The 24,302-nt window shown below is 63.9% G+C and carries 24 protein-coding genes; 14 read left to right on the top strand and 10 right to left on the bottom strand.

Annotated features, from left to right (window positions below; translation table 11 throughout):
* The first annotated feature begins 119 nt into the window (after nt 1–119).
* A complete protein-coding gene (locus LBW87_RS23860) occupies nt 120–248 on the top strand; it encodes a hypothetical protein (RefSeq protein ID WP_265112844.1) in 129 nt (42 codons plus the stop codon).
* A 34-nt stretch (nt 249–282) separates the two neighbouring features.
* On the opposite strand, the gene LBW87_RS04495 is transcribed toward LBW87_RS23860, so the two are convergent.
* Nucleotides 283–921 carry a pyridoxamine 5'-phosphate oxidase family protein gene (locus LBW87_RS04495; protein WP_225200222.1) on the bottom strand — a complete coding sequence of 213 codons (639 nt, stop codon included), beginning with the start codon at nt 919–921 and terminating at the stop codon, nt 283–285.
* A gap of 106 nt (nt 922–1,027) precedes the next feature.
* Between LBW87_RS04495 and LBW87_RS04490 the strand changes: the two genes are divergently transcribed.
* Both LBW87_RS04490 and LBW87_RS04485 read left to right on the top strand, forming a co-directional pair.
* Nucleotides 1,028–1,945 (top strand): LysR substrate-binding domain-containing protein, encoded by a 918-nt coding sequence (locus LBW87_RS04490; protein ID WP_225200221.1) that lies wholly within the window; start codon nt 1,028–1,030, stop codon nt 1,943–1,945.
* A 37-nt stretch (nt 1,946–1,982) separates the two neighbouring features.
* A complete protein-coding gene (locus LBW87_RS04485; RefSeq protein WP_225200220.1) occupies nt 1,983–2,834 on the top strand; it encodes a cysteine hydrolase in 852 nt (283 codons plus the stop codon).
* Nucleotides 2,835–2,859: 25 nt separating this feature from the next.
* Here the strand turns inward: LBW87_RS04485 and LBW87_RS04480 are convergent, their stop codons facing one another.
* A complete protein-coding gene (locus LBW87_RS04480; protein WP_225200219.1) occupies nt 2,860–3,039 on the bottom strand; it encodes a hypothetical protein in 180 nt (59 codons plus the stop codon).
* 314 nt (nt 3,040–3,353) lie between these two features.
* On the opposite strand from LBW87_RS04480, the gene LBW87_RS04475 reads away from it, so the two are divergent.
* The 8 genes from LBW87_RS04475 (at nt 3,354) to LBW87_RS04440 (ending at nt 12,810) form a co-directional block, all read left to right on the top strand.
* Nucleotides 3,354–3,872: a sigma-70 family RNA polymerase sigma factor gene (locus LBW87_RS04475; RefSeq protein ID WP_225200218.1), complete on the top strand. Its 519-nt coding sequence runs from the start codon at nt 3,354–3,356 to the stop codon at nt 3,870–3,872.
* Entirely contained in the window at nt 3,869–4,876 is a 1,008-nt protein-coding gene (locus tag LBW87_RS04470) for a FecR domain-containing protein (protein WP_225200217.1), read from the top strand. The genes LBW87_RS04475 and LBW87_RS04470 overlap by 4 nt, the downstream gene beginning before the upstream one ends.
* A gap of 96 nt (nt 4,877–4,972) precedes the next feature.
* Nucleotides 4,973–7,468 carry a TonB-dependent siderophore receptor gene (locus LBW87_RS04465; RefSeq protein ID WP_225200216.1) on the top strand — a complete coding sequence of 832 codons (2,496 nt, stop codon included), beginning with the start codon at nt 4,973–4,975 and terminating at the stop codon, nt 7,466–7,468.
* A 177-nt stretch (nt 7,469–7,645) separates the two neighbouring features.
* Complete coding sequence (locus tag LBW87_RS04460; protein WP_225200215.1) at nt 7,646–8,980, top strand: two-component system sensor histidine kinase NtrB; 1,335 nt, start codon at nt 7,646–7,648, stop codon at nt 8,978–8,980.
* Entirely contained in the window at nt 8,965–10,302 is a 1,338-nt protein-coding gene (locus LBW87_RS04455; RefSeq protein WP_225200214.1) for a sigma-54-dependent transcriptional regulator, read from the top strand. The genes LBW87_RS04460 and LBW87_RS04455 overlap by 16 nt, the downstream gene beginning before the upstream one ends.
* A 149-nt stretch (nt 10,303–10,451) precedes the next feature.
* Nucleotides 10,452–11,147 carry a hypothetical protein gene (locus LBW87_RS04450; RefSeq protein WP_225200213.1) on the top strand — a complete coding sequence of 232 codons (696 nt, stop codon included), beginning with the start codon at nt 10,452–10,454 and terminating at the stop codon, nt 11,145–11,147.
* Between the two features lie 86 nt (nt 11,148–11,233).
* Nucleotides 11,234–11,581: a DMT family protein gene (locus LBW87_RS04445; protein ID WP_225200212.1), complete on the top strand. Its 348-nt coding sequence runs from the start codon at nt 11,234–11,236 to the stop codon at nt 11,579–11,581.
* Between the two features lie 5 nt (nt 11,582–11,586).
* A complete protein-coding gene (locus LBW87_RS04440) occupies nt 11,587–12,810 on the top strand; it encodes an MFS transporter (RefSeq protein WP_225200211.1) in 1,224 nt (407 codons plus the stop codon).
* Between the two features lie 19 nt (nt 12,811–12,829).
* Here the strand turns inward: LBW87_RS04440 and LBW87_RS04435 are convergent, their stop codons facing one another.
* Entirely contained in the window at nt 12,830–14,932 is a 2,103-nt protein-coding gene (locus LBW87_RS04435; protein WP_225200210.1) for an AsmA family protein, read from the bottom strand.
* A 281-nt stretch (nt 14,933–15,213) separates the two neighbouring features.
* Here LBW87_RS04435 and LBW87_RS04430 point away from each other — a divergent pair, with 281 nt between their 5' ends.
* Nucleotides 15,214–16,608 (top strand): iron-containing redox enzyme family protein, encoded by a 1,395-nt coding sequence (locus LBW87_RS04430; protein WP_225200209.1) that lies wholly within the window; start codon nt 15,214–15,216, stop codon nt 16,606–16,608.
* 6 nt (nt 16,609–16,614) lie between these two features.
* Here LBW87_RS04430 and LBW87_RS04425 read toward each other — a convergent pair whose 3' ends face one another.
* Entirely contained in the window at nt 16,615–17,730 is a 1,116-nt protein-coding gene (locus tag LBW87_RS04425) for a porin (RefSeq protein WP_225200208.1), read from the bottom strand.
* Between the two features lie 170 nt (nt 17,731–17,900).
* Here LBW87_RS04425 and LBW87_RS04420 point away from each other — a divergent pair, with 170 nt between their 5' ends.
* The gene (locus LBW87_RS04420) at nt 17,901–18,401 is read left to right on the top strand and encodes an ester cyclase (protein WP_225200207.1); all 501 of its coding nucleotides are present in this window, start codon (nt 17,901–17,903) and stop codon (nt 18,399–18,401) included.
* A gap of 153 nt (nt 18,402–18,554) precedes the next feature.
* Entirely contained in the window at nt 18,555–18,824 is a 270-nt protein-coding gene (locus LBW87_RS04415; RefSeq protein ID WP_225200206.1) for a hypothetical protein, read from the top strand.
* A 69-nt stretch (nt 18,825–18,893) separates the two neighbouring features.
* Here the strand turns inward: LBW87_RS04415 and LBW87_RS04410 are convergent, their stop codons facing one another.
* From LBW87_RS04410 to LBW87_RS04385, 6 genes are all read right to left on the bottom strand, one after another.
* Nucleotides 18,894–19,556, bottom strand: coding sequence for a GntR family transcriptional regulator (locus tag LBW87_RS04410; RefSeq protein WP_225200205.1), 663 nt, complete (start codon nt 19,554–19,556; stop codon nt 18,894–18,896).
* The gene (locus tag LBW87_RS04405) at nt 19,549–20,523 is read right to left on the bottom strand and encodes a branched-chain amino acid ABC transporter permease (RefSeq protein ID WP_225200204.1); all 975 of its coding nucleotides are present in this window, start codon (nt 20,521–20,523) and stop codon (nt 19,549–19,551) included. Before LBW87_RS04405 ends, LBW87_RS04410 begins: the two co-directional genes overlap by 8 nt.
* Nucleotides 20,524–21,426: a branched-chain amino acid ABC transporter permease gene (locus tag LBW87_RS04400; RefSeq protein WP_225200203.1), complete on the bottom strand. Its 903-nt coding sequence runs from the start codon at nt 21,424–21,426 to the stop codon at nt 20,524–20,526. It abuts the gene before it with no gap.
* A gap of 102 nt (nt 21,427–21,528) precedes the next feature.
* Nucleotides 21,529–22,722 carry an ABC transporter substrate-binding protein gene (locus LBW87_RS04395; protein WP_225200202.1) on the bottom strand — a complete coding sequence of 398 codons (1,194 nt, stop codon included), beginning with the start codon at nt 22,720–22,722 and terminating at the stop codon, nt 21,529–21,531.
* Between the two features lie 67 nt (nt 22,723–22,789).
* Nucleotides 22,790–23,521 (bottom strand): ABC transporter ATP-binding protein, encoded by a 732-nt coding sequence (locus LBW87_RS04390; RefSeq protein WP_225200201.1) that lies wholly within the window; start codon nt 23,519–23,521, stop codon nt 22,790–22,792.
* Nucleotides 23,514–24,269 (bottom strand): ABC transporter ATP-binding protein, encoded by a 756-nt coding sequence (locus tag LBW87_RS04385; RefSeq protein WP_225200200.1) that lies wholly within the window; start codon nt 24,267–24,269, stop codon nt 23,514–23,516. The genes LBW87_RS04390 and LBW87_RS04385 overlap by 8 nt, the downstream gene beginning before the upstream one ends.
* Between the last annotated feature and the right edge of the window lie 33 nt (nt 24,270–24,302).

The raw sequence follows: 24,302 nt of genomic DNA, 5'->3' as shown, positions 1-24,302 counted from the left end.
CTGGTGTTGTTGGCGATGTAATGTTTCAGTTGTAACCGGCGGTCTCTGGCTTGCAACAATGGTGAAGGCCAGCCGGCGCAAGATGCATCCATACCAACCGAATCAACAGGGAGAACATCATGCGAGTAGCCGTTTTCATTGGAATGATGACACTGGCCTTCGAGGCTCATGCTGGCCGGGGCGGCGCGATGCTGGCCAAGGATCTGGTCCGCCTGTTTTCCCATCTCTTTCATCAATGGGTGGGATGAAACGCACGACGCCGCCCCCTCGGTACGCCATGCTTTAGTGGGGGGCGGTGTCTGCCTTTGACGCCGCTGCGGCATCGGCCAGCGCCAGCACCTCACCCAGAAAAGCCCGTCCATCGGCATCCGCCGCCAATTGCACCAGCTCGTCTGCCGAGAAGCGTTGCGTTATATGTTGCGGGCAATTGAAGTCAAATGCCTCCACCGTGATGACGTATGCCCTTTCGACGCGCGCCTTGTAGGCCGGCAACGCCAACCGGGCCAGCAGGGCCGGGTCGTCCTGTTGGTGCACGATCCTGGCCCGGCCCCATACCTTGAGGCGGCTGCGGGTGGCGAAGTCCATCAGGATCAACGTCACGCGCCCGTCATTGTCGATATTGCCGGCCGAGATGTACTGCCGATTGCCGGAGAAATCGGCAAAGCCGATGGTGTGCTCATCGAGCACCTTCAGAAAGCCCCGGGGACCGCCGCGATGTTGCACATACGGCCAGCCGGATTCGCTCACGCTGGCCATGAAGAAGGTGTCCACATGCTCGATGAAGCCCTGCTCGCGTGGCGTTACCCGATCGCGCGACTGCACCTCATGGTCAAATCCGGCATTGGCGCCGGCGCTGCCGTAGCGCTGCTGGGCGCGGCGCACCGAGGGGGTGTAGGCAATGCTTGAGAAGGCGCGTGGCATGGTGATCTCCGGTGGGTTTGCTGTGACTCACTATGGTCTAGTTATCAGGTAACCGGAATCCTTATAGAATACAGAAGACTTTTTCTCTAAATGGAATAATGGCGGCATGGATCGACTGCATCTGATGACTGTCTTCGTCGCGGTGGCCGAGGCTGAAAGCTTCTCGGCTGCCGCGCGCCGGCTGTCGATGTCGTCGCCGGCCGTCACCCGTGCCATCACCACACTCGAAAAGCGCCTGGGCGTAAGGTTGCTCACGCGTACTACCCGTTTCGTGCGCGCCACGGAAGCTGGCTTGCGCTACCTGGAAGATGCGCGACGCATCATTGCCGAGGCCGACGAAGCGGACGAGGCGGTGAGCGGCATCAATGCCACGCCAAGGGGGCGGCTGATGGTGACCGCGCCGGTCCTGTTCGGCCGCATGTTCGTCACGCCCGTGGTGGTGGAATACCTGCGGCGCTATCCGGAGGTAACGGTGTCGGCCTTGTTTCTCGATCGTGTCGTCAACCTGATCGAAGAGGGCCTGGACGTGGGCGTGCGGATCGGGCATCTGCCCGATTCCAGCCTGCAGGCGATCCGGGTCGGTCAGGTGCGTAGCGTGTTGTGTGCCTCGCCGGCCTACCTGAAACAGCATGGCATGCTATCGGCGCCGGATGACCTGATGCGTCACACGCTCATTGCCCCTGGCATGACGCCGCAGGTCGAGTGGAAATTCATGCGCGATGCGCGTTCCATGTCGCTGAAGGTCACGCCGCGCCTGGTGGTGACCAGCATGGATGCTGCCATCGAGGCTGCGCGCAGCGGGTTTGGCATCGCGCGGGTGCTGTCGTACCAGATTGCGCCATGGGTGGCGACGGGCGAATTGCAGGTCGTTCTCGACCCATTCGAAACCGCCGCATTGCCGATCCATGTGATCCACCGTGAAGGACGGCAGTCGGCCGCGAAGGTGCGCAGTTTTGTCGATATGGTGGTTCAGGCGCTGCGGGCCGATGCGGCGCTTGGCCATCGTGAACATCAGTCCAGGTGAAGCCAGCCGGTTTCGCCGCCACCAGGAAGATAACGCCATGAAGCGCAAGCTGCATCTGTTAGTGATTGATCCACAAAATGATTTCTGTGACTTGCCGGCCGCTTACTTGCCGGCCGATCCGGCACTCAGGCCAAGCTTGCCAGTGGCAGGCGCCCATGCCGACCTGCAGCGGGTGGCGCGCCTGATCGATGAAGGCGGCGCCGGCTTGTCGGCCATCAGCATTACCCTCGATTCGCATCACCGACTCGATATCGCCCATCCGACTTTCTGGCAGCAGGGCGATGGTAGCGCTGTGTTGCCATTTACCCAGATCGTGGCGGCCGACGTGCGCAGCGGCGTCTACTTGCCACGCGATCCGCAATCGTTGCCGCGCACCCTGGCTTACCTGGATGCATTGGAGGCCGCGCAGCGTTATCAATTGATGGTGTGGCCGGTGCACTGCGAGATCGGCAGCTGGGGCGGGGCAGTGCACGCCGATGTGCGGGCCGCCTATAACCGTTGGGAAGAATCCACCCTGCGCATCGTCGCCAAGCTCGCCAAGGGCAGCAACCCATGGACCGAGCATTATTCGGCCGTGAAGGCCGAGGTGCCGGATGCCGACGACCCCGGCACCCAGCTCAACCGAGGCTTCATCGATGGCCTGGCGCAAGCCGATGCTGTCTATATCACGGGCGAGGCGGCCAGCCATTGCGTGCGCGCCACGACCGAGGACATCGTCGAGAACCTCGATGCGGCCGGCCGCGCGCGCCTGGTGCTGATCACCGACTGCATGAGCCCGGTGACCGGGTTCGAGGTGCAATCGCAGCAGTTCCTCGACCGGATGGCAGCCACCGGTGTGCGCCTGGCACGCACGGAAGATGTGCTGGATGAACTGAAGGCCAATGCCTGAATGCCGGCTTGTTGGCTTGCCAGATTCAGCGGCCAGCGTCGGCGGGCGCTTGCTCCGCCTGATCACCGCGCTCTGGCGCGCTGCCCGCAGGCAGTGGCGCTAGCGTCGGCAATTTCTTGTTGATCAGCGACAGGTTCTCGCGTTCGGTGCCATCGGGCATCACCGCCTGCTCGGCCGATAGCCAGTTGCCGGTATCTTTTGTCATTGCGTGCTCCTTGAAAATTATCAGAAGCAGCTTGAGCTGATTGGCGGCGGGGCTTATTGATGCATCTCAAACGGCTTCTGATTGCCTGCCTTAGCACGGACGGGGAGGGGCCGGTTCCATGGTCTTGGAGGGAAGTTATAGCGTTATAGATGATGTTTTATGATTCATAAGAGACTATCTATGAACGAATTTCCCACGGCGTGGAACTGTTGCGCGCTAGCCAACGCTGATGTGTTAGCCGAGATTAAATTCGGGCAAAGCTGATAGAATGATAGTTATTCTCATTCAATGAAACGCTCCGCGCCGACGCACTCATGTCGATATCCGAACCGCAGCATCAGCAACTGGGTGCGTTGTACAGCGATCACCATGGCTGGCTCAAGGGATGGCTGCGCGGCAAGCTCGGGTGCGCGGCAGATGCCGCCGACCTGGCGCAGGATACTTTCCTGCGACTGCTCAATCGCGAGCAGGGCGCATCGCCCGCTCCCGGCTTGCGTGAACCGCGAGCTTATCTCACCCGCATTGCCCAGGGCCTGGTGATCGATCACTGGCGCCGACGCGATGTCGAGCGGGCCTTCCTGGATGCCCTGGCGGCGCTGCCGGAAGCTGAAGCGCCTTCGCCTGAAACCCGTCTGCTGATCATCGAGACCCTGGTGCGAATCGATGCTGCGCTGAACGCGCTCAAGCCGCGGGCGCGCCAGGCTTTCCTGCTGGCGCAGCTCGATGGCTTGAGCGGGCCGGCCATTGCCGCGCAACTGGGCGTTTCGCTGGCCACCGTCGAACGCGACCTGAACGCGGCCTGGCAACAATGCTACCGGGTCTACTTCCTGTGAATTTCAGCGACGCGCGAGGACCGCAGGCGATCATCGATCCGCAGTTGATCGACCAGGCCATCGCCTGGAGCGTGCGCTTGCGCCTGCGCGCGACCAATGCCGGTGAACACCAGGCCTTCGAGGCCTGGCGCCGTGCCGATCCGCGGCATGAAGCCGCCTGGCGCCGCATCGAAACCATGCAGCAGGACATGCAGCACGTGCGCGCCTTGCCGCCGCAACTGGCGGGGCAGGTCCTGGCCGCCAGCGCCCAGGGAGCGGTCGGGCGACGTCGCAATGCGATGAAGCTGATGCTCGGTGGCGCCATGGTGGGGACGGCTGTCTACGCCGGTCGCGACAGCGCCTGGATCCAGATGGCAACGGCCGACTACAGCACCGGTGTCGGTCACCGGCGCACGGTGCAACTCGACGATGGCAGCCAACTGGTGCTCAATACCGATACCGCCGTCAATGTGCGCTATGAAGCCAGCCGACGCCTGATCGAGGTGCGTCGCGGCGAGATACTGGTCACCACCGGGCGCGATGCGGCGTCGTCGCAACGGCGGCCCTTCATGGTCAGCACCGACGACGGCATGATGCTGGCCAAGGGGACTAAGTTTCTGGTGCGCAAGGAAACCGGGCAGACCCGCCTGACGGTGCTCGAACATGCGGTCGAGCTCACCAGCGCCGCAGGGACGGCCCCCGTGCTGGCCCAGGCCGGCGACAGCCTGTACATGTCGCGCCAGGCGATCTGGAAGGCCGACGCGGTCGACTTCGATCCGGTGGCGTGGACCGAGGGCGTCATCGCCGCCCGCGAGATGCGCATGGACCAGTTCATCGCCGAGCTGTCGCGCTATCGGAAGGGGTTGCTCAGGTGCGACCCGGCGGTGGCCGCCTTGCCGGTGTCGGGCGTGTTCCAGCTGCAGGATACCGACCGCACCATCGATGTATTGCTGGCGACCCAGCCGGTGGCGGCGCGTTTCCGTACACGGTACTGGGTCACGATCATCGCGCGGCAACCCGGCTGACGATAAAAATAATCAAAAATAAGTGAGGGGATTTGCGAAGTGCTGCGGCAAGCAAGTTAGAGATCCTGACTTGTAGCCCAACCCATCGATAATCCCATGCCACCTGTAAATATCCCGCATCCTGTCAAACGCCCGCTGGCGCATGCCGTCGGCGGCGCCATGTTATTGATGGCGCTTGGCCTGCCCTTGGGCATGAGCCAGTACGCCATGGCGCAAACTGCGGCCAATCCCGGCGCGACCACCCACAGTTTCAGAATCGCAGCCGGCCCGCTGGACGCCGCGCTCGACCAGTTCGCCCGCGAAGCCCGCATCACGCTGGCCTATGATGCGGCCACGCTGCGCGGCTTGCGTTCGTCATCGCTCAATGGCAGTTATACCGTCGACGCCGGCCTGGCGGTACTGCTGGCCGGCAGCGGCATGGGCGCGGTACGCCTGAGCGGCAGCGAGTACACGGTGCGCGCAGTGGCTGCTGCCGATGCCGGCGCGGCGGCGGCAGGTCCATTGCCGACCATTACCGTCAAGGACGACGTCGAATCCGAGACCGCGCTTACTCCGGTGGCTGGCAATGTCGCGCGCATCAGTCGCGTTGGCACCAAGACCGACACTTCGCTGAAAGAAACGCCGCAGTCGATTTCTGTCATTACCCGCGACCAGCTCGATGCGCAAGGCGTGGAAAGCATCGCCGAAGGGTTGCGTTATACCCCCGGCGTGGTCGCCCAGTACGGCAATACCGACCTGCGCTACGACTGGCTGACGGTGCGAGGTTTCGTGCCCGGGCGCTATCTGGATGGCATGCGGTTGCCGTTCGGGGTCCGGGGTTATTCGCAGCCACGGGTCGAGCCGTTCGGCCTGGAACGGGTCGAGGTCCTGAAGGGACCGAGTTCACTGCTGTATGGCCAGGCCAATCCTGGCGGTCTGGTCAACATGGTCAGCAAACGGCCTACCGCCGAGACCGTGCGCGAAATTGAGCTGCAATACGGTAGCCATAACCGCAAGCAGATCGGCATCGACCTGGGCGGCAAGATCGACGAGACCGGCGAATGGACTTACCGCCTGGTGGCCCTGGGGCGCAAGAGCGACACCGCCTATAACTTCGTCAGTGAAGAAAAGACCTATCTGGCGCCGTCGCTGACCTGGCGCCCGAACGCCGACACCCGGCTGACCTTGCTGGCGCAATACCAGAAGATCGATTCCAAAGGCGGTGGCGGCGCGCCGGTGCTGACGGCCAACGGCACGCTCTACACCAATCGCTTCGCTGCGCTCGATCGCAGCACCTTCGCCGGCGAACCTGACTTCGACCGCTTTACCAACGAACAGTACTTTTTTGGCTATGAGTTCGAGCAGAACCTGAATGCCAACTGGAGCGTGCGCCAGAACCTGCGTTTCGGCGAAGTCGATGCCGATACCCGACGGGTGCAGGCGGCCTGTGTGACGACGCCCTGCAATCCGGCCACGCTGGGCCGTTATGCCTGGGCCTTCCCCGAGAAGTCGCGCATGTTCACGGTCGATAACCAGTTGCAGGGCAACTTCAATGCGGGGCCGACCAAGCACACACTGCTGGTCGGTGTCGACTACTCGACCGAGCGCGCCCACTACAGCGAAAGCTCGCTCAGCGTGCTGGGCAGCCTGTTCAATGCGTATGCGCCGGTCTATGGCACTTACAGTGGCGTGGTGCCGCCCGCAGCCACTCGCATCCAGCAGGACCGCGACCAGTTGGGCACCTATCTGCAGGACCAGATCCGGCTGCAGCGCTGGACCCTGGTCGCCGGTGGTCGTTACGACTGGGCCGACACCAAGACCCGCACCATCACCAGCACCGCGAACACGCTGGTGTCGCAAAGCGATTCGGCATTCACCGGTCGCCTGGGACTGCTGTACAGCTTTGACAATGGCATTACCCCGTATGTCAGTTACTCGACATCGTTCCAGCCGACGGTGGGCACCAGCCGTACCGCCGCCGTGTTCAAGCCGACCAAGGGCCGGCAGACCGAAGCGGGCGTGAAGTATCAGCCGGACGGATCGAAGACCATGATCACGCTGTCGGCCTACGAATTGACCCAGCAGAACGTCACCACGCCCGATCCGCTCAATACCAGCTTCAATGAGCAGACCGGGGAAGTGCGAGTGCGCGGCATCGAGCTGGAAGGCAAGGTGCAATTGCAGAAAGGCCTGGACCTGATCGCCTCGTATGGCTACACCGACAGCAAGATCACCAAGGCCAACACCAGCGGCGGCGTCAACAACACCGGCAATCGCCTGGCCTTCGTGCCGCGCAACCAGGCCAGCGCCTGGCTCGACTACACGGTCCAGAATGCGGACCTGGCCGGCTTGGGCGGTGGTTTCGGCGCGCGTTACCTGGGCGAGAATTTCGGTGACAACGGCAACATCTATCACATGCCCGGTGTGACCCTGTTCGATGCGGCCTTGCGCTATGACTTCGGCAAGACCAATGCGCAACTGAAGGGGCTGCGCATGTCGCTCAATGCGTCCAACATCTTCAACAAGAACTATGTTGCAGCGTGTCTCGGTACAACGGGTTGTTACTACGGTGATGGCCGCAGTGTCTATCTGACGATGAAATACGGTTGGTAATGCTGGTGTCCGGGCGCTGATGTTATTAGACACGACGCCTCGCTTGCCGCTGCCGCCAGACGATAAGAAGTCTGGCGGCAGCGGCATTTTTCATGGCGTAGACGACGCCGTTGATGCACGACAGTTATTCGTCAGCCCGGTGTGTAACAATGTTCGCCAACATGGCGAGGAGACATTGTGCAGCGTCAGCACACCATCAAACGAGATCTGTGGATTCTGTGGGCCTTCATTGCGCTCATCGCCCTGGTATTGGCCTGGTTGCTGTTCCAGCTAAGCCGGCAGGGGGCCGGCGCGCAGGTCGAACAGGCCACGCGACAGATCGGCTTGAGTTGCCAGGCCATGAGCGTGGGCGCGGCCCGCGCACCGGTCGCCAGCGTGGCCGCCGCCCAGGCCGTGATCGACCTGGCCTTGCGCGACCAGCCGGGCGTGGAAGGCGGTTTCTGGCAGGATGGCCAGGGCCTGTTCGCCTATGCCTTTCCGACCTACGACGGCAGCGGCGTCAAGCGCGACGCCCCCAGCGCCGAGCAGGAGCGCATCGTCGCCACCGCGCAACGCGCGGCCAACGCAGGCAATCTGGTCACCGATGTCCGACCGGGTCTGCGCGAATCGGTCGTGTTTGCTGCCTGTCCGGTCACCGGCGACGCCAGCGGTCGTATTGCTTGGACCCTCAAGCGCGTCGCCCTCATGCGTGCCGGGGTGCTTGATCAGTTGCTGTTCTCTACCAGCCTCCTGTTAGGGTTTGTCGTGCTGTCCGGCATCTGGCTGGGATGGACCTTGTCGCGTTGGCGGCGCCAGTCCGAAGCGCTTGCTGCGCAGTTGTCGCAGGCCGAACGAATGGCGACGCTGGGCCGGGTGGCGGCGGGACTGGCGCACGAAATACGCAATCCCATCGGCACCATGCGCATGAAGGCAGAAAACGCGCTGGCGGCGCCGCCCGAATTGCAGCAAGCCCGGACCGCCGGGGCGCTTGAAGCGGTACTGGCGCAAACCGAACGGCTCGAAGCGCTGGTGTCGAGCCTGCTGGCGCTGGGGCAACCCTTTCATGTCCAGCGCCAGGCGATCGATTTGCACGACTGGCTGCGGCAACGACGCCTGGAACATGAAGAATCGGCAGCCCGCAGCGGCGTGCAGATCGAACTGGATATCGACACCGGCAGCTTTGTCGATGGCCTGCGCACCGTTTCCCTGGATCCGGTGCAGATGGCGCGCGCACTCGATAATCTGTTGATCAATGCCCTGGCGCATTGCAGCGCGGGTGGCACCATCGTGATGGGCGCACGCCTGGCGCGGCGAGATCGGCTGGTGCTGCGGGTGGTCGATGACGGCCCCGGGGTGGCGCCGGAATTGCAGGATCGTCTATTCGATCCGTTCGTGAGCAACCGGGTCGGCGGCACCGGTCTCGGATTGGCGCTGGTGCGCGAAATCGTCCAGGCTCATGGCGGCTATATCGTGTTGGTCAGCGCCAGTGCCGGCGCGCACTTTGAAATGGAGTTGCCATGGCATGCATCCTGATCGTCGATGATGATGCCGCCTTTCGCAGCGGCCTGGCAGAGATGCTCGCCGACCTTGGGCATGAGGTGCTGGAAGCCGCCAGTACCGAGGCCGGCTTGCAGCACGTTAAACGGACACGGATCGACGCCGCCATCGTCGACCTGCGCATGCCGGGCGATGACGGCCTGGTCTTCCTGCGTCGGGCTTCGGCCGTGGCGCCGCTCGCCTGCATCATGCTGACGGCCTACGCCAGCGGCGACAATACCATCGAGGCGATGCGCCTGGGCGCTTTCGATCATCTGACCAAGCCGGTAGCGCGCAGCACCCTGGTCGATACGCTGGAGCGTCTGCTGCAACAGAGTCGATCCGCCGATGACGCAGCGCCGCCGGCCAAACCTGGCGCACCGGCCGACAAACACGACCTGGTCGGCGGCAGCGAAGCAATGCGTCAGGTATTCAAGCAGGTGGGCCGGGCTGCCGCCAGCGACGCCACCGTATTGGTGCTCGGCGAGACCGGCACCGGCAAGGAACTGGTGGCCAGGGCGCTGCATCGCAACAGCGAACGCGCGGCGCGCCCCTTTGTGGCGGTCAATTGCGCGGCGATGGCGGCGGAGTTGATCGAAAGCGAACTGTTCGGTCATGTCAAAGGCGCTTTTACCGGCGCCATCGCGTCCCGCCCGGGGCGCTTTGTCGAGGCCGATGGCGGCACGCTGTTTCTGGATGAGATCGGCGACATGGCGCTGGCCACCCAGGCCAAGATCCTGCGTGTCCTGCAGGAGCGCGAAGTCATGCCGCTCGGCGGCAGTCGCCTTACGCCCGTAGACGTGCGCATCGTCGCCGCGACGCATCGCAATCTGCCGCAGGAGATCAGGGAAGGGCGCTTTCGGGAAGACCTCTGGTATCGGTTGCAGGTGGTGCCGATCACGATCCCGCCGCTGCGCGAACGCCTGGGCGATATCCTGCAGATCGCCGAGCATTTCCTGCGGCTGCTGGGCGGCGATACGCCCAAACGGATTTCCCCGGCGGCCGCCAAGCAGCTGCTGGCCTACCCGTGGCCCGGCAATGTCCGTGAGCTGCGCAACCAGATGGAGCGTGCTGCCATCCTCAGTCGCGGCACCTGCATCGAGCCGGAACACCTGGCCTTGTCGGCCGCCGCCGAACCCGGCGCTGATGCGACGGTGTTCTGGGACGGCAAGCTCGATGAGGCGCTGGCCCACGTCGAGCGGGTGATGATCCAGCGTGCGCTGGCAGCGGCCAACGATAACCGCGCCGAGGCCGCGCGCCGGCTCGGTATCTCGCGACAGCAGTTGTATCGCAAGCTGGACGAATACGGCATGCACTGAGCCCGGTGTCCGTTTTGCAGACATGCCGGTGTCACGGTAACGGACAGGGTTGCGGTGCGCGTGTGATTAACTTATTGATTTAAAAGAGTTATTTTTCTGGCATGCGGCTTGCTGAATGTGAACTGCCTCAACCACATTCAGGAGTCGTCATGACCGATTTGAATCAACTTCCATCCTCCCGCCGCGCCTGCGCCGTGCTGGTCTTGCTGGGCAGCCTGGTGGCGCAGAGCGCCTCGGCCTTGCCACCGGCCGGGCCGCCATCTCCCCCGTCTTCACTGGAAACCGCGGTGCTGTCCCAGGCACCGGTGGTCGAAGGACGCGTCACTCGCCTGTTGATCAATCCCTATGGCGAAGTCGACGGCCTGCTGATGAGCGATCGGGTGGTGGTCAAGCTGCCGCCTCATTTGTCTGATGCGCTGGTCGCCGTCGCCGCGCCAGGACAATCGGTGCGTGTGTTCGGCTTTACGGAAGCGCCCGGCAGCGTCAAGGCCGATGCGGTGGTCAACCTGGGCAGCGGGCAGATCGTCTTCGACCGGCCGCCCGGCATCGATGGCGTCGCGCCGTTGCCGCCGCACCTGCGCACCGGGCAATTGCGTCAACTCCAGGTCGAAGGCCGGGTCGATGTGGTGTTGACGGGGCCGCGCGGGGAAGCCAATGGCGTGATCCTCGACAACGGCAGCATCGTGCGCTTCGCGCCTGACGGCCTGCGCTCGCCATTGCAGCGCGGTACGCCCTTCGCCGCGACCGGTCTTGGCACCACCAATACCTACGGCACCGCGCTGGAAGCCATCAGCGTCGGCGCCAGCCTCGGTTCGCTGCAGCAGATCTACGGCCGGCTGCGTTGAACCGGCGCCCCTGCCGCCGGTCTCTGGATCAGGCCCGCCGCGTCTGCTGCGAGCCGGTCCATCCACTTAGACGAGAACAAAAAATCATGTCGCCACGCATCCTTCCCATCGTTTTCCTGATTGTCTCCAACGTGTTCATGACCTTCGCCTGGTATGGACACCTGAAATTCACCAGCAAGCCCTTGTACCAGGTCATCCTGGTCAGCTGGCTGATCGCCCTGGCCGAATACTGCTTTGCCGTGCCCGCCAATCGCATCGGTCATACGGTCTATAACGCGGCCGAACTCAAGACCATGCAGGAGGTCATCACGCTGGTGGTGTTTTCGGTCTTTTCCGTGCTCTACCTGGGCGAGCAGTTCACCGTCAATCACCTGATCGGCTTCGCGTTCATCTGCGCCGGGGCCTTCTTCATCTTCAAGGGCCCGATAGGGTGACCGGCATGACCAACGCTGCTTCGGTAAGCTGGCTGGCCCGGCTCAATTTCTTCCTGGCCGACGTGCGGGATGGCCTCGGGCCTTTTCTCGGCATCTTCCTGATGGGGCAGGGATGGCGCGCCGATGATATCGGCTATGTGATGAGCATCGGCGGCATCGCCGGCATGCTGGCCACTACTCCCGTGGGGGCGTTGATCGATGTCACCCGATCCAAGCGGCTGGTATTGGCGGCGGCTTCGGTGCTGGTGGTGGTGGGCTCGATGGCCTTGTTCGTCTCGACTTCGTTCGGCGTGACGGCGGCCTCCCAGATCGGCACCGGCATCGTCGGCGCCATTATCGGTCCTGCCATCGCGGGGCTGACCCTCGGCATGGTCGGCCATGACCGGCTGGCGCATCAGCTGGGCATTAACGAAGCCTGGAATCATGGCGGTAACGTGGTATCGGCAGCATTGGCTGGCGCCCTCGGGTTTTACTGGGGCGTGGCAGCGGTGTTCGTGCTGATGGCATTGATGGCGCTGGCTTCGCTGGGCTGCCTGTGGCGTATTCGCCCCGACGATATCGATCACGACCTGGCGCGCGGACTCGAACCGGATGCGGGGCATCGACGTCCGGCGTCGGCGTGGAAGGTCCTGCTCGGATCGCGTGCGCTGATGATACTGGCCGTGGCGATGATGCTGTTTCACATGGGCAACGCCGCCATGCTGCCTTTGCTGGGCCAATCTGCCATGGCACGCGGAGAAATCGATCCGAGTCTGTTTACCGCCCTCACCGTGATCGTCGCGCAACTGGTGATGATCCCCGTCGCCTTGCTGGCCGGGCGCATCGCCACGCGCCATGGTTATGGCCTGCTGGTGTCGATGGCGCTGCTGGCCTTGCCGCTGCGCGGACTGGTCGCCGGGCATTGGGATTCGGCCTGGGCACTGATCCCGGTGCAGGTTCTCGATGGCGTCGGCGCCGGGCTGTTGGGCGTGGCGCTGCCCGGTTTCGTCGCTGGCATTCTGCGTGGCAGCGGCCACGTCAATATCGGTCTGGGGGCGGTGATGACGATCCAGGGCATCGGGGCGTCGCTGAGCCCGGCGCTGGCCGGCGCCATCGCCGCCCGCTACGGGTATGGCCCGGCGTTCCTTGCGCTGACCGTCATCTCGGTGGCGGCGCTGTTGCTGTGGGTGGTCGGCGGCGTGCGGGGCAGGCCCGGGTTGGCAACCCCGCACCGGCCCGCGCAGGATTGATCCGGGCATGACCGGCACTTCACTTTGCCTGCTGCGCCCGCTTGACGTCGGCTTCCGTCACCGGCTTGGCCGGGGCCTTGGTGGCTGGCGCCTTGGGCGCGGCGCGGGTCTTTTCCGATTCGGCAATGGCGGCGCCGCAGTTGGCGTCCGGTGCGCGGCTGACGTTGACCAGCGGCAGCACGGCGGCCAGCGGGTTGATCGCCGCCAGCGCAATCGCGGCGCCTGCCTTCAGCGCCAGCGGACCCTTGTAGGGGCCGACATCGGGATCGGCGAAGGTGCCCTTGGCATACAAGGGCGTACGCAGCGAGATCACGCGCGGTCCCTTGGTGCGGGGGCGGATGTCGAGGTCGAGTTTCTCCTGCGCTGCGTCGACGTTGCCGCTGACTTCGATCAGCGCGTCGTCGGTGTCGAGCACGAAGCGGCGCACGTCGGCGCGGCCATTGGTGACCTTGAAGTCGCTGGCCAGGCAGTTCATGTGCACCTGTTTGTCGCCGAACAACTTGACGAAGATGGCGTTGGCGATGTTCAGGCCGGCCGCTTCCAGGATGAATTCGCTGACCGAGCCTTCGGTCACCACCGCGCTCATCTCGCCGTTGGCGCTGCCCACCATGGCCGCCACCGAATTGCCATGGCCGGAGAGCGCCGCATCGCCATTGACCTCGCCGAAGCTGGCCTGCATCGATTGCACCTTCGGAAACAGCGCCTTGATCTTCAGGTGCCGCGCGGCGATCCTGATCTGCGCCTCGATCTGGCGCTGGCGACCATCAAGTGAGATGTTGGAGGTGATGTTGCCCTCGGCCATGCCGAAATTGAGCGGCGTCAGCGTCAGTACCCGATCCTTCATGTGGATCTCGGCGACGATGTCCTGCAGCGGGATATCGTGCGTGCGCACCAGCTTCTTGCCGGTGAACTTGACGTCGGCATCCAGCGCGCCCCATTGCCCGGGATTGAACTGCTCGACCGGCAGCGCCTTGCCATCCGGCTGCACCGGCGCCTGGTCGCGTGCCTTCTTGCTTTGATTGCTATCGGCGCCGATGGTAGGGCCAAGGTCTTCCAGACGCAACTGGCGTGAGGTCAACGTGCCGCGCAGCAGCGGGCGCGGCGCGCGGGTCAGGTAGTCGAGGGTGCCGGACAGGTCGCTGCCACCGACGGTGCCGGTGAAGTCCCGATAGGTCCAGTCCCAGTTGTCGCCATTCTTCTTGCCCAGCAGGCGGCCGCGGGTGGCGTAGGCCGGGGTTTCCGGCAACAGCACACCGGTCAGCGGATACAGACTGGCCATGCTGTCGCCACCCAGCGCCAGCGCCAGATCGATGCCCGACAGCGAGCGCGGGTCGGTCAGCGTGCCATCCACCGAGATGCGGTTCTTGCCCAGTTCGGCACTGGCCTGGACCGGGTAGACGGTCTTTTCATCTTCAAGTTGAAGCAGCGCGCCGGCCTTGCCGGAACCCTTGATGGGGGCCTTCCGATACGTGCCGCCGAGCTCGAAGCGCAGGCCGAACTTGGGCAGTGCCTCCTTGTTGGCGGGTGCGGCTTGCAGGCTCGACTCGCCGGCGATGGAGGCGACATTGGCCTTCAGGTCCAGTGCGATGGCTTCGTCGAGATAGCGCAGGCGGCCGTCGGCGAAGGCCAGGCGCTGCACTTCAACGCGCCAGGCCGAGGGCTTGTCGTCCTTCTCGTCCTGCTTGAAGGTCCATGAATTGCGGCCGTCGGCGCGGCGTTCGAGCGCCACGTTGGGGGCTTCCAGTTCGACATCGGTCAGTACCGCGCGGCGGCTGAGCAACGCCAGCGGGTGCAGCGCCACCACCACCCGGCCGGCGCTGACCATGTCTGGCCCCACGCCGCTCCATTCGGGATTGCTCATATGGACGTCGGCGGCGCTGATGCGCGGGCGGGGCACGTAGCGACGCCAGCCGGGTTCGGTTTCCAGTCCGCGCGCAAACGCTACCTTGAGGTCGCCGCGAATGGCAAAGTTGCGGCCGGTGGCCTGCGACACCTTGTCGTTGATGTAAGGACGCGCGCGGTTCCAGTCGAAGGTGATGATGAAGATGATGACGGCCGCGACCAGTGCCGCCAACGCAATGACGATGATCGAGACGATCTTGATGGGCCGGGAGAGAGTCATAGTTAGTATTTTGCCCGCTGGTGTCCAGGCTATGCCCGAAGCTCAGCACGCCAAGTTGCCGATGTGACCATTGTCGGCAGGGGGTGGCGCAGTTCCTATCGGCCAATGACCCGTAAGCAAGTAGGAATCGAGGCATCGATGTCAGATTCTGTCTTACATGCTCCCGAATGCGCCGGTGCAGCATGAAGAGTTCGGCTGACTTGCATCGTCGACCTTCGCCGATGGCCGGCAACAGTGGCTCGGGTCATGCTGTGGCAACCAGACCGATTCCCAGAGGACCTATGCTTTCGACGATGCACGAAGTGAACGCAGCCGAGGCTGCATCACGCGCTTATTCCGAGCGCAAGGAGCGGGCCGCCACGCCTGCGCGAGACGTGGTGGACATGCTCGGCGGCGCGCGGATCGATGCCGCCGCCTTGCGCGTGGGCAAGCAATACCTGGCGCATCAGATCGAACTGGCCGCCCGACTCGACTGCGACCTGCCGGCCGACCCGGCGCAATTGGTGGACTGGATCGAAGGGCGCGCGCAACGCGTGGGCGAGCAATACGCGCAATATCTGGCGCAGCGTAGCGCAGGCGGCCCGAGGCGCTTCTTTGGGTCACAGGCGCACGCTTTGTATTTTCTGGCGACGGTGGCGCCGACCAAGCTGGTCGATGGCGCATGGCTCTACGGCACGCTGCGCTGCTGGAAGGATCCTGTGGCGAGACCGCTGATCCTGACCTATCTGGAAGAACTGGGCGATGGCCTGCCGGCGATGAATCACGTTGCCATGTATCGGCAGTTGCTGGCCCGCCATGATGGCGACATGCACTTGCCGCAGGCCGATGAATTCTATGTCCAGCCGGCGATCCAACTGGCGCTGGGACATCATGCCGACGAACTGTTACCCGAGGCGATCGGTTTCAATCTCGGTTATGAACAGCTGCCGCTGCACTTGTTGATCACTGCCTATGAGCTCAACGAGCTCGGCATCGATCCTTACTATTTCACGCTGCATGTCACCATCGATAACGCCGCCAGTGGCCATGCCAGCAAAGCCGCAGCGGCAGTCGTCGACGCTGCCGCGCAGTACCCGGACCGGCAGGATTTCATGCGGCGCTTGCGGCATGGCTATCTGCTCAACGAATTGGGTGCGAGCACGATGGACATCATCGAAGGATTCGATCTCGACCAGGAAGTGGTGCGCATGCTGGCGAGCAAGGCGCGCTACGGCAGCCACATGCATTCCGACTATTGCCGCTTCGGCGGCAAGACCGTGAACCAGTGGCTGCAGGACCCGGCATCGACCGCAGACTTTCTCGCCGAACTCCAGAAAAGCCGGTGGATCGAGCGCGGCCGTGCTGCCGATGAAAGTCGCTTCTGGCGATTGATCGAACGCGCCGGCGGCGAGATGTTCGGCGTCTTCGACGGTGTCGAGAAACAACTCTTGAAGGATTGGATAGAGCACGGCTGGAGCGACGCGCCACCGGTTCGCAGCTTTCGTGCGGCAGCGCGCCTGCGCGAACGCCAGGCCGGTATTGCGCCGGCCAGCGGCAATGGCGATGTGCCGCCGGTGGCCGCATGCCCGGCCGGCGATCTGGATGCGCTGATCGCAGACCTGTCGCCGGGGCGTCATCACACGCCGGCGGGCCTGGCGGCGACACGCGCATTCAGTGCGCTGTATCGGTGCCAGTGAGCCGGGTCAGAAGCGATGTCGCAGGCCTGCGCGCAGTACCGTCTGGCTGCGGTCGTCGCCGGGCGCGGATGAATAGGCCGCGCCGATGATGCCGGGGTTGATGACCTCGCTGGCTTGCTGACGGCTTGCGACCAGGTACACATCGGTGCGGCGCGAAAACAGGTAATCCACCCCCAGGTTGAACTGGGTGGTGTGGCCGCGCGTGGCGCCAGTGGTCGCGCGCGCCAGATCAATGCGGTCGTGGATCGCGCTGCCCAGCAGATGCAGGCGGCTGTCGAGTGCATAGTCGACGCCGAGATCGATGACGTTGGCGCGGGTGGCGTTGGTGAGGCTGGTCAGGCCAGTGGTGGCGATGGCTGTTTGCAGCGGCAAGCGGGTCTGGGACCAGGCCCCGAACAGCTTGGCCGGTCCCGCCTGGACACTGGCGCCGATGGTAAAGGTTTTCAGCGCGGTGTCGCCCGCGTGCGCCACAGTGGTGTCGGTGGCCAATGCGCTTTGGTAGTAAGCGGCCCCCAGCCCGAAGCCGCCGTTGGCGTAGTTGCCGCCGATGCCCAGCGCGCGTCCGGCCGACTGGCTGCCGGCGACTTCGCCCATGCCATAGAACAGGCTGGTGGTGAAACCGCCATAAGCCGGGCTATCGAAACGCAATGAATTGCTGGTGCGCCCGCCGGTGATGCGATCCTGGCCATTGAAGTGCGCGGCGCGCATGCCACCGCCGCCGAAGATCTGGAACGAGGTATAGCGGGTGCCGATGTCTTCCAGCATATCCGTCTGGCGGCCTGCCGTCAGTGTGCCCCACGGGCCGTTCAGGCCGAGCACCGACTTGCGGTCGAATAAGGTGCCGGGCGTGGCCATGGCGCCGCTGTCGGCGTCGAAGCCGTTTTCCAGCTGGAAGATTGCCGACAGGCCGCCGCCCAGGTCCTCCTTGCCGCGAAAGCCGATGCGCGAGGCCATCTGGTCGCCGGAATCGAGACTCATGCGGCTGCGATTGTCGGCGCCCATGGCGCTGGTATAGGCCAGGCTCATGTCGATGACGCCGTAGACGGTGACGCTGGTGTCCTGGGCGTGGACGGCGCTGGCTGCAAACGTGCAGGCGAGCAAGGCAAGGGTGTTCTTGTTCATGCGGATCCGGTAAGCGATGTGGGATGGGTTGCCCGCATCTTAGGTCGCTGCTTGTCGAATCGCTATTGTCTGTTGGGATAGCACGCCCGCGCGCCACGCAATCGATCGGCTTTTGCATCGGCGTCGGATTTTGTTAGGATGCCGATCTCACCTTACCCATCGAAGCCGCCATGTCCTTCTCGCGTATTGCTTGCAGTCTTGCCATCATCTCGAGCCTCGCCGCCTGCGCCAACCTCGCGCCTGAGCGGGTAGTCGAGCAGACCGCTTCATCGACCGACCGCAGCGCCTCCAACGCGCTGCGCAACAAGCAGCGCGCGCTGGCGTTCTATGGCGAGTTCTTCAATCGTCATGATCTGAGTGCGGCCGAGCGCTATATCGCCCCCGCCTACATCCAGCACAACCCGCGCGTGGCCAATGGGCGCGACGCCTTCGTGGCGGCCTTTACCGCCATCTTCGCTCGTTATCCGCAGCGTCACAGCACCATCCACGCCGCCATCGCCGAGGGCGACCTGGTGGCGTTGCACGTGCATACGGTCACCGACAGCAACGATATCGGCATGGCCATCGTGGATATTTTCCGCTTCGATAACGCCGGCAACATCGTCGAACACTGGGACGTGATGCAGCCGGTGCCGGCGACCACCGCCAGCGGCAACGGCATGTTCAAGTAAGCAGGGGCAGGGCGGGACCGGGGACTTGTAATGCTGCAAACAGATGTTGCAGCAATGCGTAAATCCGGCCATATAAATGATGGTCGGCAACGAAATTAACGGCGTATTGGCTCTATACTTCCGTAACTTCGTTTCTTCAATCCAATATCTTCCATGGGCTCACTGACGTACAAGATGACCTACGCGGCCTGTGAGGTCACCATCGTGGGCGTCGAGCTGACTGAATGCTGGCATCTCGCAGTCGAGGTCTGCCAGCCGGGGCGCAAGCCCGTAGTGTGGCGCGACCGGCGCTCGACCTTTCCCGACTTCCAGAGCCTGCGCTCGCATGGCGTGCTATGGGCCAAGCGCTTCATCGACGACGGCGCGCCGTACCAGCAGGAGCTGATGCTGCGGCCCGACTATCCCGACCCCGACGCCGCCTGAGCTTCGCCTGTGTTAGGCCGCCGGTGCCACCATGGCGCCATTGATGCGATGGCGCTGCAGCGCTTTCGGTTAGCGGTCGATCACCCGCCGCGCAAATTTCTCGAGGTAGTCCATCAGCCGCGTGGCGCCCGCCACGGCCGCACTTTCGTCGCCGCTGGCGATACCTTTCGCCAGTTCCATATGCGCCGCGGCGCCTTCCTTGATTTCGCCTTCGTGCTGGTACGAATACCAGAAGCGGCGGCACTGCACCACCAGCGGCAGGACGCACTTGACGGCCGAGTCGTTGCCGCAGGCCAGGTGCGTGACCAGGTCGAGCTGGTGGTCAGCCAGCATGTAGGCGTCGAGGTCGTGGGCGTCGGCGGCGGCGATCATCTGCTGGGCGTGATGCACGATCTGGTCGCGTTGCTGGCGGGTGGCGCGGCGGGCGGCCATGGAAGCGATCAGGTTTTCCAGCACCCGACGGGTGGCGATCACATCCAGGTGGTCGGCCAAGTCGATGGCCGACACCAGCAGGCCACGGCGCGGCTGTTGCACGATCAGGCCGAGCGAAGCCATGCGCAGCAGCGCCTCGCGCACGGGGGTGCGGCCGAGGCCGGTGCGCTCCACGATGTCGGCCTCGACGATGGGCGATCCCGGCTCCAGCACCAGCGTGGAGAACAGGCGCTCGATCGCATCGTAGGCGTGCTCAGCGGCGCGCCGTTTGGGCGCGGCCGGAAGTTTCTTGCTAGCCATGTTCACCTTTCTGGGAAGCCGCTTGCCGGCGCGCGAGGAATGCCTGCCATTCACCGACCACGCCCTTGCGGAAAAACGAGACGCAAATGATAAAGGTAAATCCCATGATCACTGTCACGATTCCGCCCAGCGCGGCCAGGTGGTCCTGGATGCTGACCACGATGGCTGCGCCCAGCACCGGCCCCCAGCCGGTGCCCAGGCCGCCCAGCAAGGTCATCAGCAACACTTCGGTGGAGGTGCTGAGCATGACGTCGTTGAGCGAATTGAGCTGCAGCACCAGCGCCTTGGTCGAGCCGGCCAGCCCGGCCAGCGCAGCCGACAGCAGGAAAGCATAGAGCTTGCAGCGGTCGGTGTCGTAGCCCAGCGAGGTGGCGCGCGGCTCGTTGTCGCGCAACGCCTTGAGCACCTGGCCGAAGGGAGAATGGACGATGCGGTAGGTGGCCAGGAAGCCCAGCACGAAGATCAGCAGCGTGAAGTAATACATGTGGTTATCCACCGACAGGTCGATCAGGCCCAGCAGGCGACCGCGCGGAATGCCCTGCAGGCCGTCCTCGCCACCGGTCCAAGGCAACTGCACGGCCAGGAAGTAGGCGATCTGCGACAGCGCCAGCGTGATCATCGCAAAGTAGATGCCGGTGCGGCGGATCGCCAGCGTGCCGATGATCCAGCCCAGCGCCACGGCGACCAGCACGCCTGCGGCAATGGCCAGTTCCACCGGCATGCCCGGTCCCAGCCGCACCATCAGGATGCCGGTCACATAGCCGGCCCAGCCGAAGAAGGCGGCGTGGCCGAACGAGACCAGGCCGGTAAAGCCGATCAGCACATTGAAGGCCAGTGCGAAGAGGCCATAGCACAGCACCTTCATGACGAACACCGGGTACAGCACCTGCGGGAAGAGCGGCACCAGCAGCGCCGGCAGGGTCAGCGCGATGAGGATGCGCACGGCCATGGGAATCGACTTGAACATTTATTTCTCCTTGCCGAACAGGCCGGCCGGGCGGGTCAGCAGGACCACCGCCATGATCACGAACACCACCACGGTGGATGCTTCCGGGTAGAGCAGCTTGGTCAGGCCTTCGAGGATGCCCAGCAGCAGGCCGCTGGCCACCGCGCCGGCGATCGAGCCGAGGCCGCCGATGACCACCACCGCAAAGACCACATTGAGCAGGTTGGCGCCCATCAGCGGATTGATCTGCATGATGGGGGCGGCCATCACGCCGGCCAGTCCGGCCAGTCCGACGCCGAAGCCGTAGGTCAGCGTAATCATCAGCGGGATGTTCACGCCGAAGGCCTGCAGCAGGCTGGGGTTTTCGGTGCCGGCGCGCAGCAGGGCACCGAGCTTGGTCTTTTCGAACAGGAACCAGGTGACGAAGCAGATCACCAGCGCCGCCACCACCACGAAGGCACGGTACAACGGCAGGTACATGAAATCGAATTCGATGCCGCCCGAGAGCAGTTCGGGCACTTCGTAACTGACGCCGGAGATGCCGTAGTAATGGCGGAACAGGCCTTCCAGCACCAGCGATACGCCGAAGGTCAGCAACAGGCCGTACAGGTGGTCGAGCTGGTAGAGCCGCTTGAGCAGCGTCTTCTCGAGCAGGATGCCGAGCGCGGCGACCAGCACCGGCACCACCAGCAGCGCCAGCCAGAAATTGACCTGTACGTGTTGTCCCAGCAATTGCGGCAGCTGGGTAAAACCGATCCAGGCCAGGAAGGCGGCCATCATGAATTGCGCGCCGTGGGCAAAGTTGATGATGTTGAGCAGGCCGAAAATGATGGCCAGTCCCATGCTGAGCATGGCGTAGAAGCAACCGTTGATCAGGCCGACCAGGAGTTGCGCTGCGAGCGACTGCATCGAGATATCGAACATGATGTTTTTTTCACGCGTTGGGGCATGCGCGCGGGCCGACCCGCGCGCATGGATGCTGCAAACAGAAGCTGCTTAGTTAATGCCTGCTTAGTTAATGTCTGCTTACTTGCCTGGCTGACAGGCGGCGCTGATGGGCGGATACACATCGCTGCCCTTGAGTACGGCCTTGACGTTGTAGTAGTCCCATGGATACTTCGAATCGGCCGGGGCCTTGACCTGCAACAGCAGCATGTCGTGCACCAGCGCGCCGTCTTCGCGCAGCCGGCCATTGCGGATCACGGCGTCGTTGATCGTCATCTTGCGCAGCTGCGTCATGACCGCCCGGGCTTCGTCGGTGCCTGCGGCCTCGACCGCCTTGAGGTAACTCAGCGTGGCCGAGTACACACCGGCCTGGGCGGCAGTGGGCATGCGCTTCTGGATCGCGAAGAATTTCTTGGACCAGGCGCGCGACTTTTCATCCAGGTCCCAGTAGAACGCCTCGGACAGATACATGCCCTGCGCCTTGGCCAGGCCGATGCTGTGCACGTCCGAGATATAGGTCAGCAGCGGCGCCACTACCTGCTTGCGGGTGATGCCGTATTCGTTAGCCTGTTTGATGGCGTTGACGGTGTCGTTGCCGGCATTGGCCAGCGCGATCACGTCTGCCTTGGAGGCTTGCGCCTTGAGCAGGAAAGACGAGAAATCGTTGCCCGGGAAAGGATGGCGCGAACTGCCTACGACGGTGCCGCCATCGGCCTTGATGACTTCGGTGGCGTCTTTCTCCAGCGAGTGGCCGAAGGTGTAGTCGGCGGTGATGAAGTACCAGCTTTTCTTGCCTTCCTTGACCAGGGCGCGGGCGGTGCCGGCGGCCAGCGCGTAGGTGTTGGTGGTCCACTGTGCGGTCAATGCATTGCACTTCTCGCCGATGATGGCGGTGGCCAGGCCGGCCGAGGGCATCACCACGCGGCCCTTCTGCTTGGCGATCTCCATCACGGCCAGCGCGGTCGAGGCGGTCGGGAAGTCGGTCACCATGTCGACCTTGCCCTGGTCGAACCAGGCGCGCGCCAGGTTGGCGGCCACATCGGGTTTGTTCTGGTGATCGGCGAAGACCAGTTCGACCGGCTTGCCGAGCACCTTGCCGCCCATCTCTTCGATGGCCAGCCGCGCCGCCGTCACCGAACCCTGTCCGGCCAGATCCGAATAGATGCCCGAGAGGTCATTGAGCACGCCGATCTTCACGACATCGTCACTGACCTGGGCGTGCGCCGACAGCGCCAGGCAACCGGCCAGGGCCGCATACAGTTTCTTCAGTTTCATCAAGAGCTCCATAGTGTGTGGATACAGCATGGGAAATACGCATCGGATGGGCGGGCCGCCCGGTAACTCAGATGCCCAGCAATTCGTTGAGACGGTCCTGTTTTGCATCGACTTCGTCGTGTTCGATCACTTCGACTACCTGCCCGTGTTCGATCACGTAATGACGGTCGGCCAGATGCCGCGCGAAGCGGAAGTTCTGTTCGACCAGCACCAGGGTGTAACCCCGCTGCTTGAGTTCCTTGATGACGCTGCCAAGCTTTTGCACGATCACCGGCGCCAGCCCTTCGGTGATTTCATCGAGCAGCAGCAGGTTGGCGCCGGTACGCAGGATGCGTGCCATCGCCAGCATCTGCTGTTCGCCGCCCGACAAGCGGGTGCCGGGACTGGCGGCACGTTCCTTCAGGTTGGGGAACATGGCGTAGATTTCGTCGACGCTCATGCCGCCCTCGGCCACCTTGGGCAGCAGCATCAGGTTTTCTTCGGCGGTGAGCGCGGCATAGATGCCGCGTTCTTCCGGGCAGTAGCCCACGCCCAGGCGCGCAATACGATGCGGCGCCATGCCGATCACCTCGCGCCCACCGATCCTGACCGAGCCCTGGCGACGCCCCACCAGCCCCAGCATGGAACGCAGCGTGGTGGTGCGACCGGCGCCGTTGCGGCCCAGCAGGGTGATGCACTGGCCGGGGTAGACGTCGAGGTCGATGCCTTGCAGGACATGCGATTCGCCGTACCAGGCGTTGAGCCCGCGTACGCTCAGCATCGGCGTCGACGAGGCCGTCGTTGGTGTTGGTTCAGGCATCTTCGGTCCCCATGTAGGCGGTGCGCACGGCGGGGTCGGCGGCGACCTGGGCGTAAGGGCCCTCGGCCAGGACCTGGCCCCGCTGCAGCACGGTGATGGTGTCGGAGATATCGGCCACCACTTTCATGTTGTGTTCCACCATCAGCACCGTGCGGCTGGCGGCGACCTTCTTGATCAGGTCCTTGATGCGGTCGACGTCCTCGTGGCCCATGCCCTGGGTCGGTTCGTCCAGCAACAGCAGTTCCGGGTCCAGCGCCAGGGTGGTGGCGATCTCCAGCGTGCGCTTGCGGCCATAGGGCAGGTCGCGCGCCAGGGCGCTGGCATAGACCGCCAGGCCGACGTCTTCCAGCAGCGCCATGGCGCGCGCATCGAGATGCTGCATGGCCGACAGCGACTGCCAGAAGCGGTAGTCGGCGCCTTCCGCGCGTTGCAACGCCACCTTGACGTTTTCCAGTACGGTCAGTTCGGGGAACACGGCCGAGATCTGGAACGAGCGCACGATACCGCGCCGGGCGATCTGAGCCGGGCGCTCGGCGGTGATATCGGCGCCGTTGAACAGGATCGCGCCGGCGGTCGGGATGTGGAACTTGGTCAGCAGGTTGAACACCGTGGTCTTGCCGGCCCCGTTGGGGCCGATCAAGGCGTGGACGGTGCCGCGCCTGACCTGCAGGTTGACGTCGCGCACCGCGACGAAGCCGCGAAACTCCTTGGTCAACCCCCTGGTCTCGAGTATCAGTTCAGTCGTCATGTGGATCCGTTTCGTGACTTGTCGGCGGCGGCC

Source organism: Herbaspirillum sp. alder98, from assembly GCF_020179755.1.
Lineage (GTDB): Bacteria > Pseudomonadota > Gammaproteobacteria > Burkholderiales > Burkholderiaceae_D > Herbaspirillum.
This window is presented reverse-complemented; position numbering and strand designations above follow the sequence as displayed.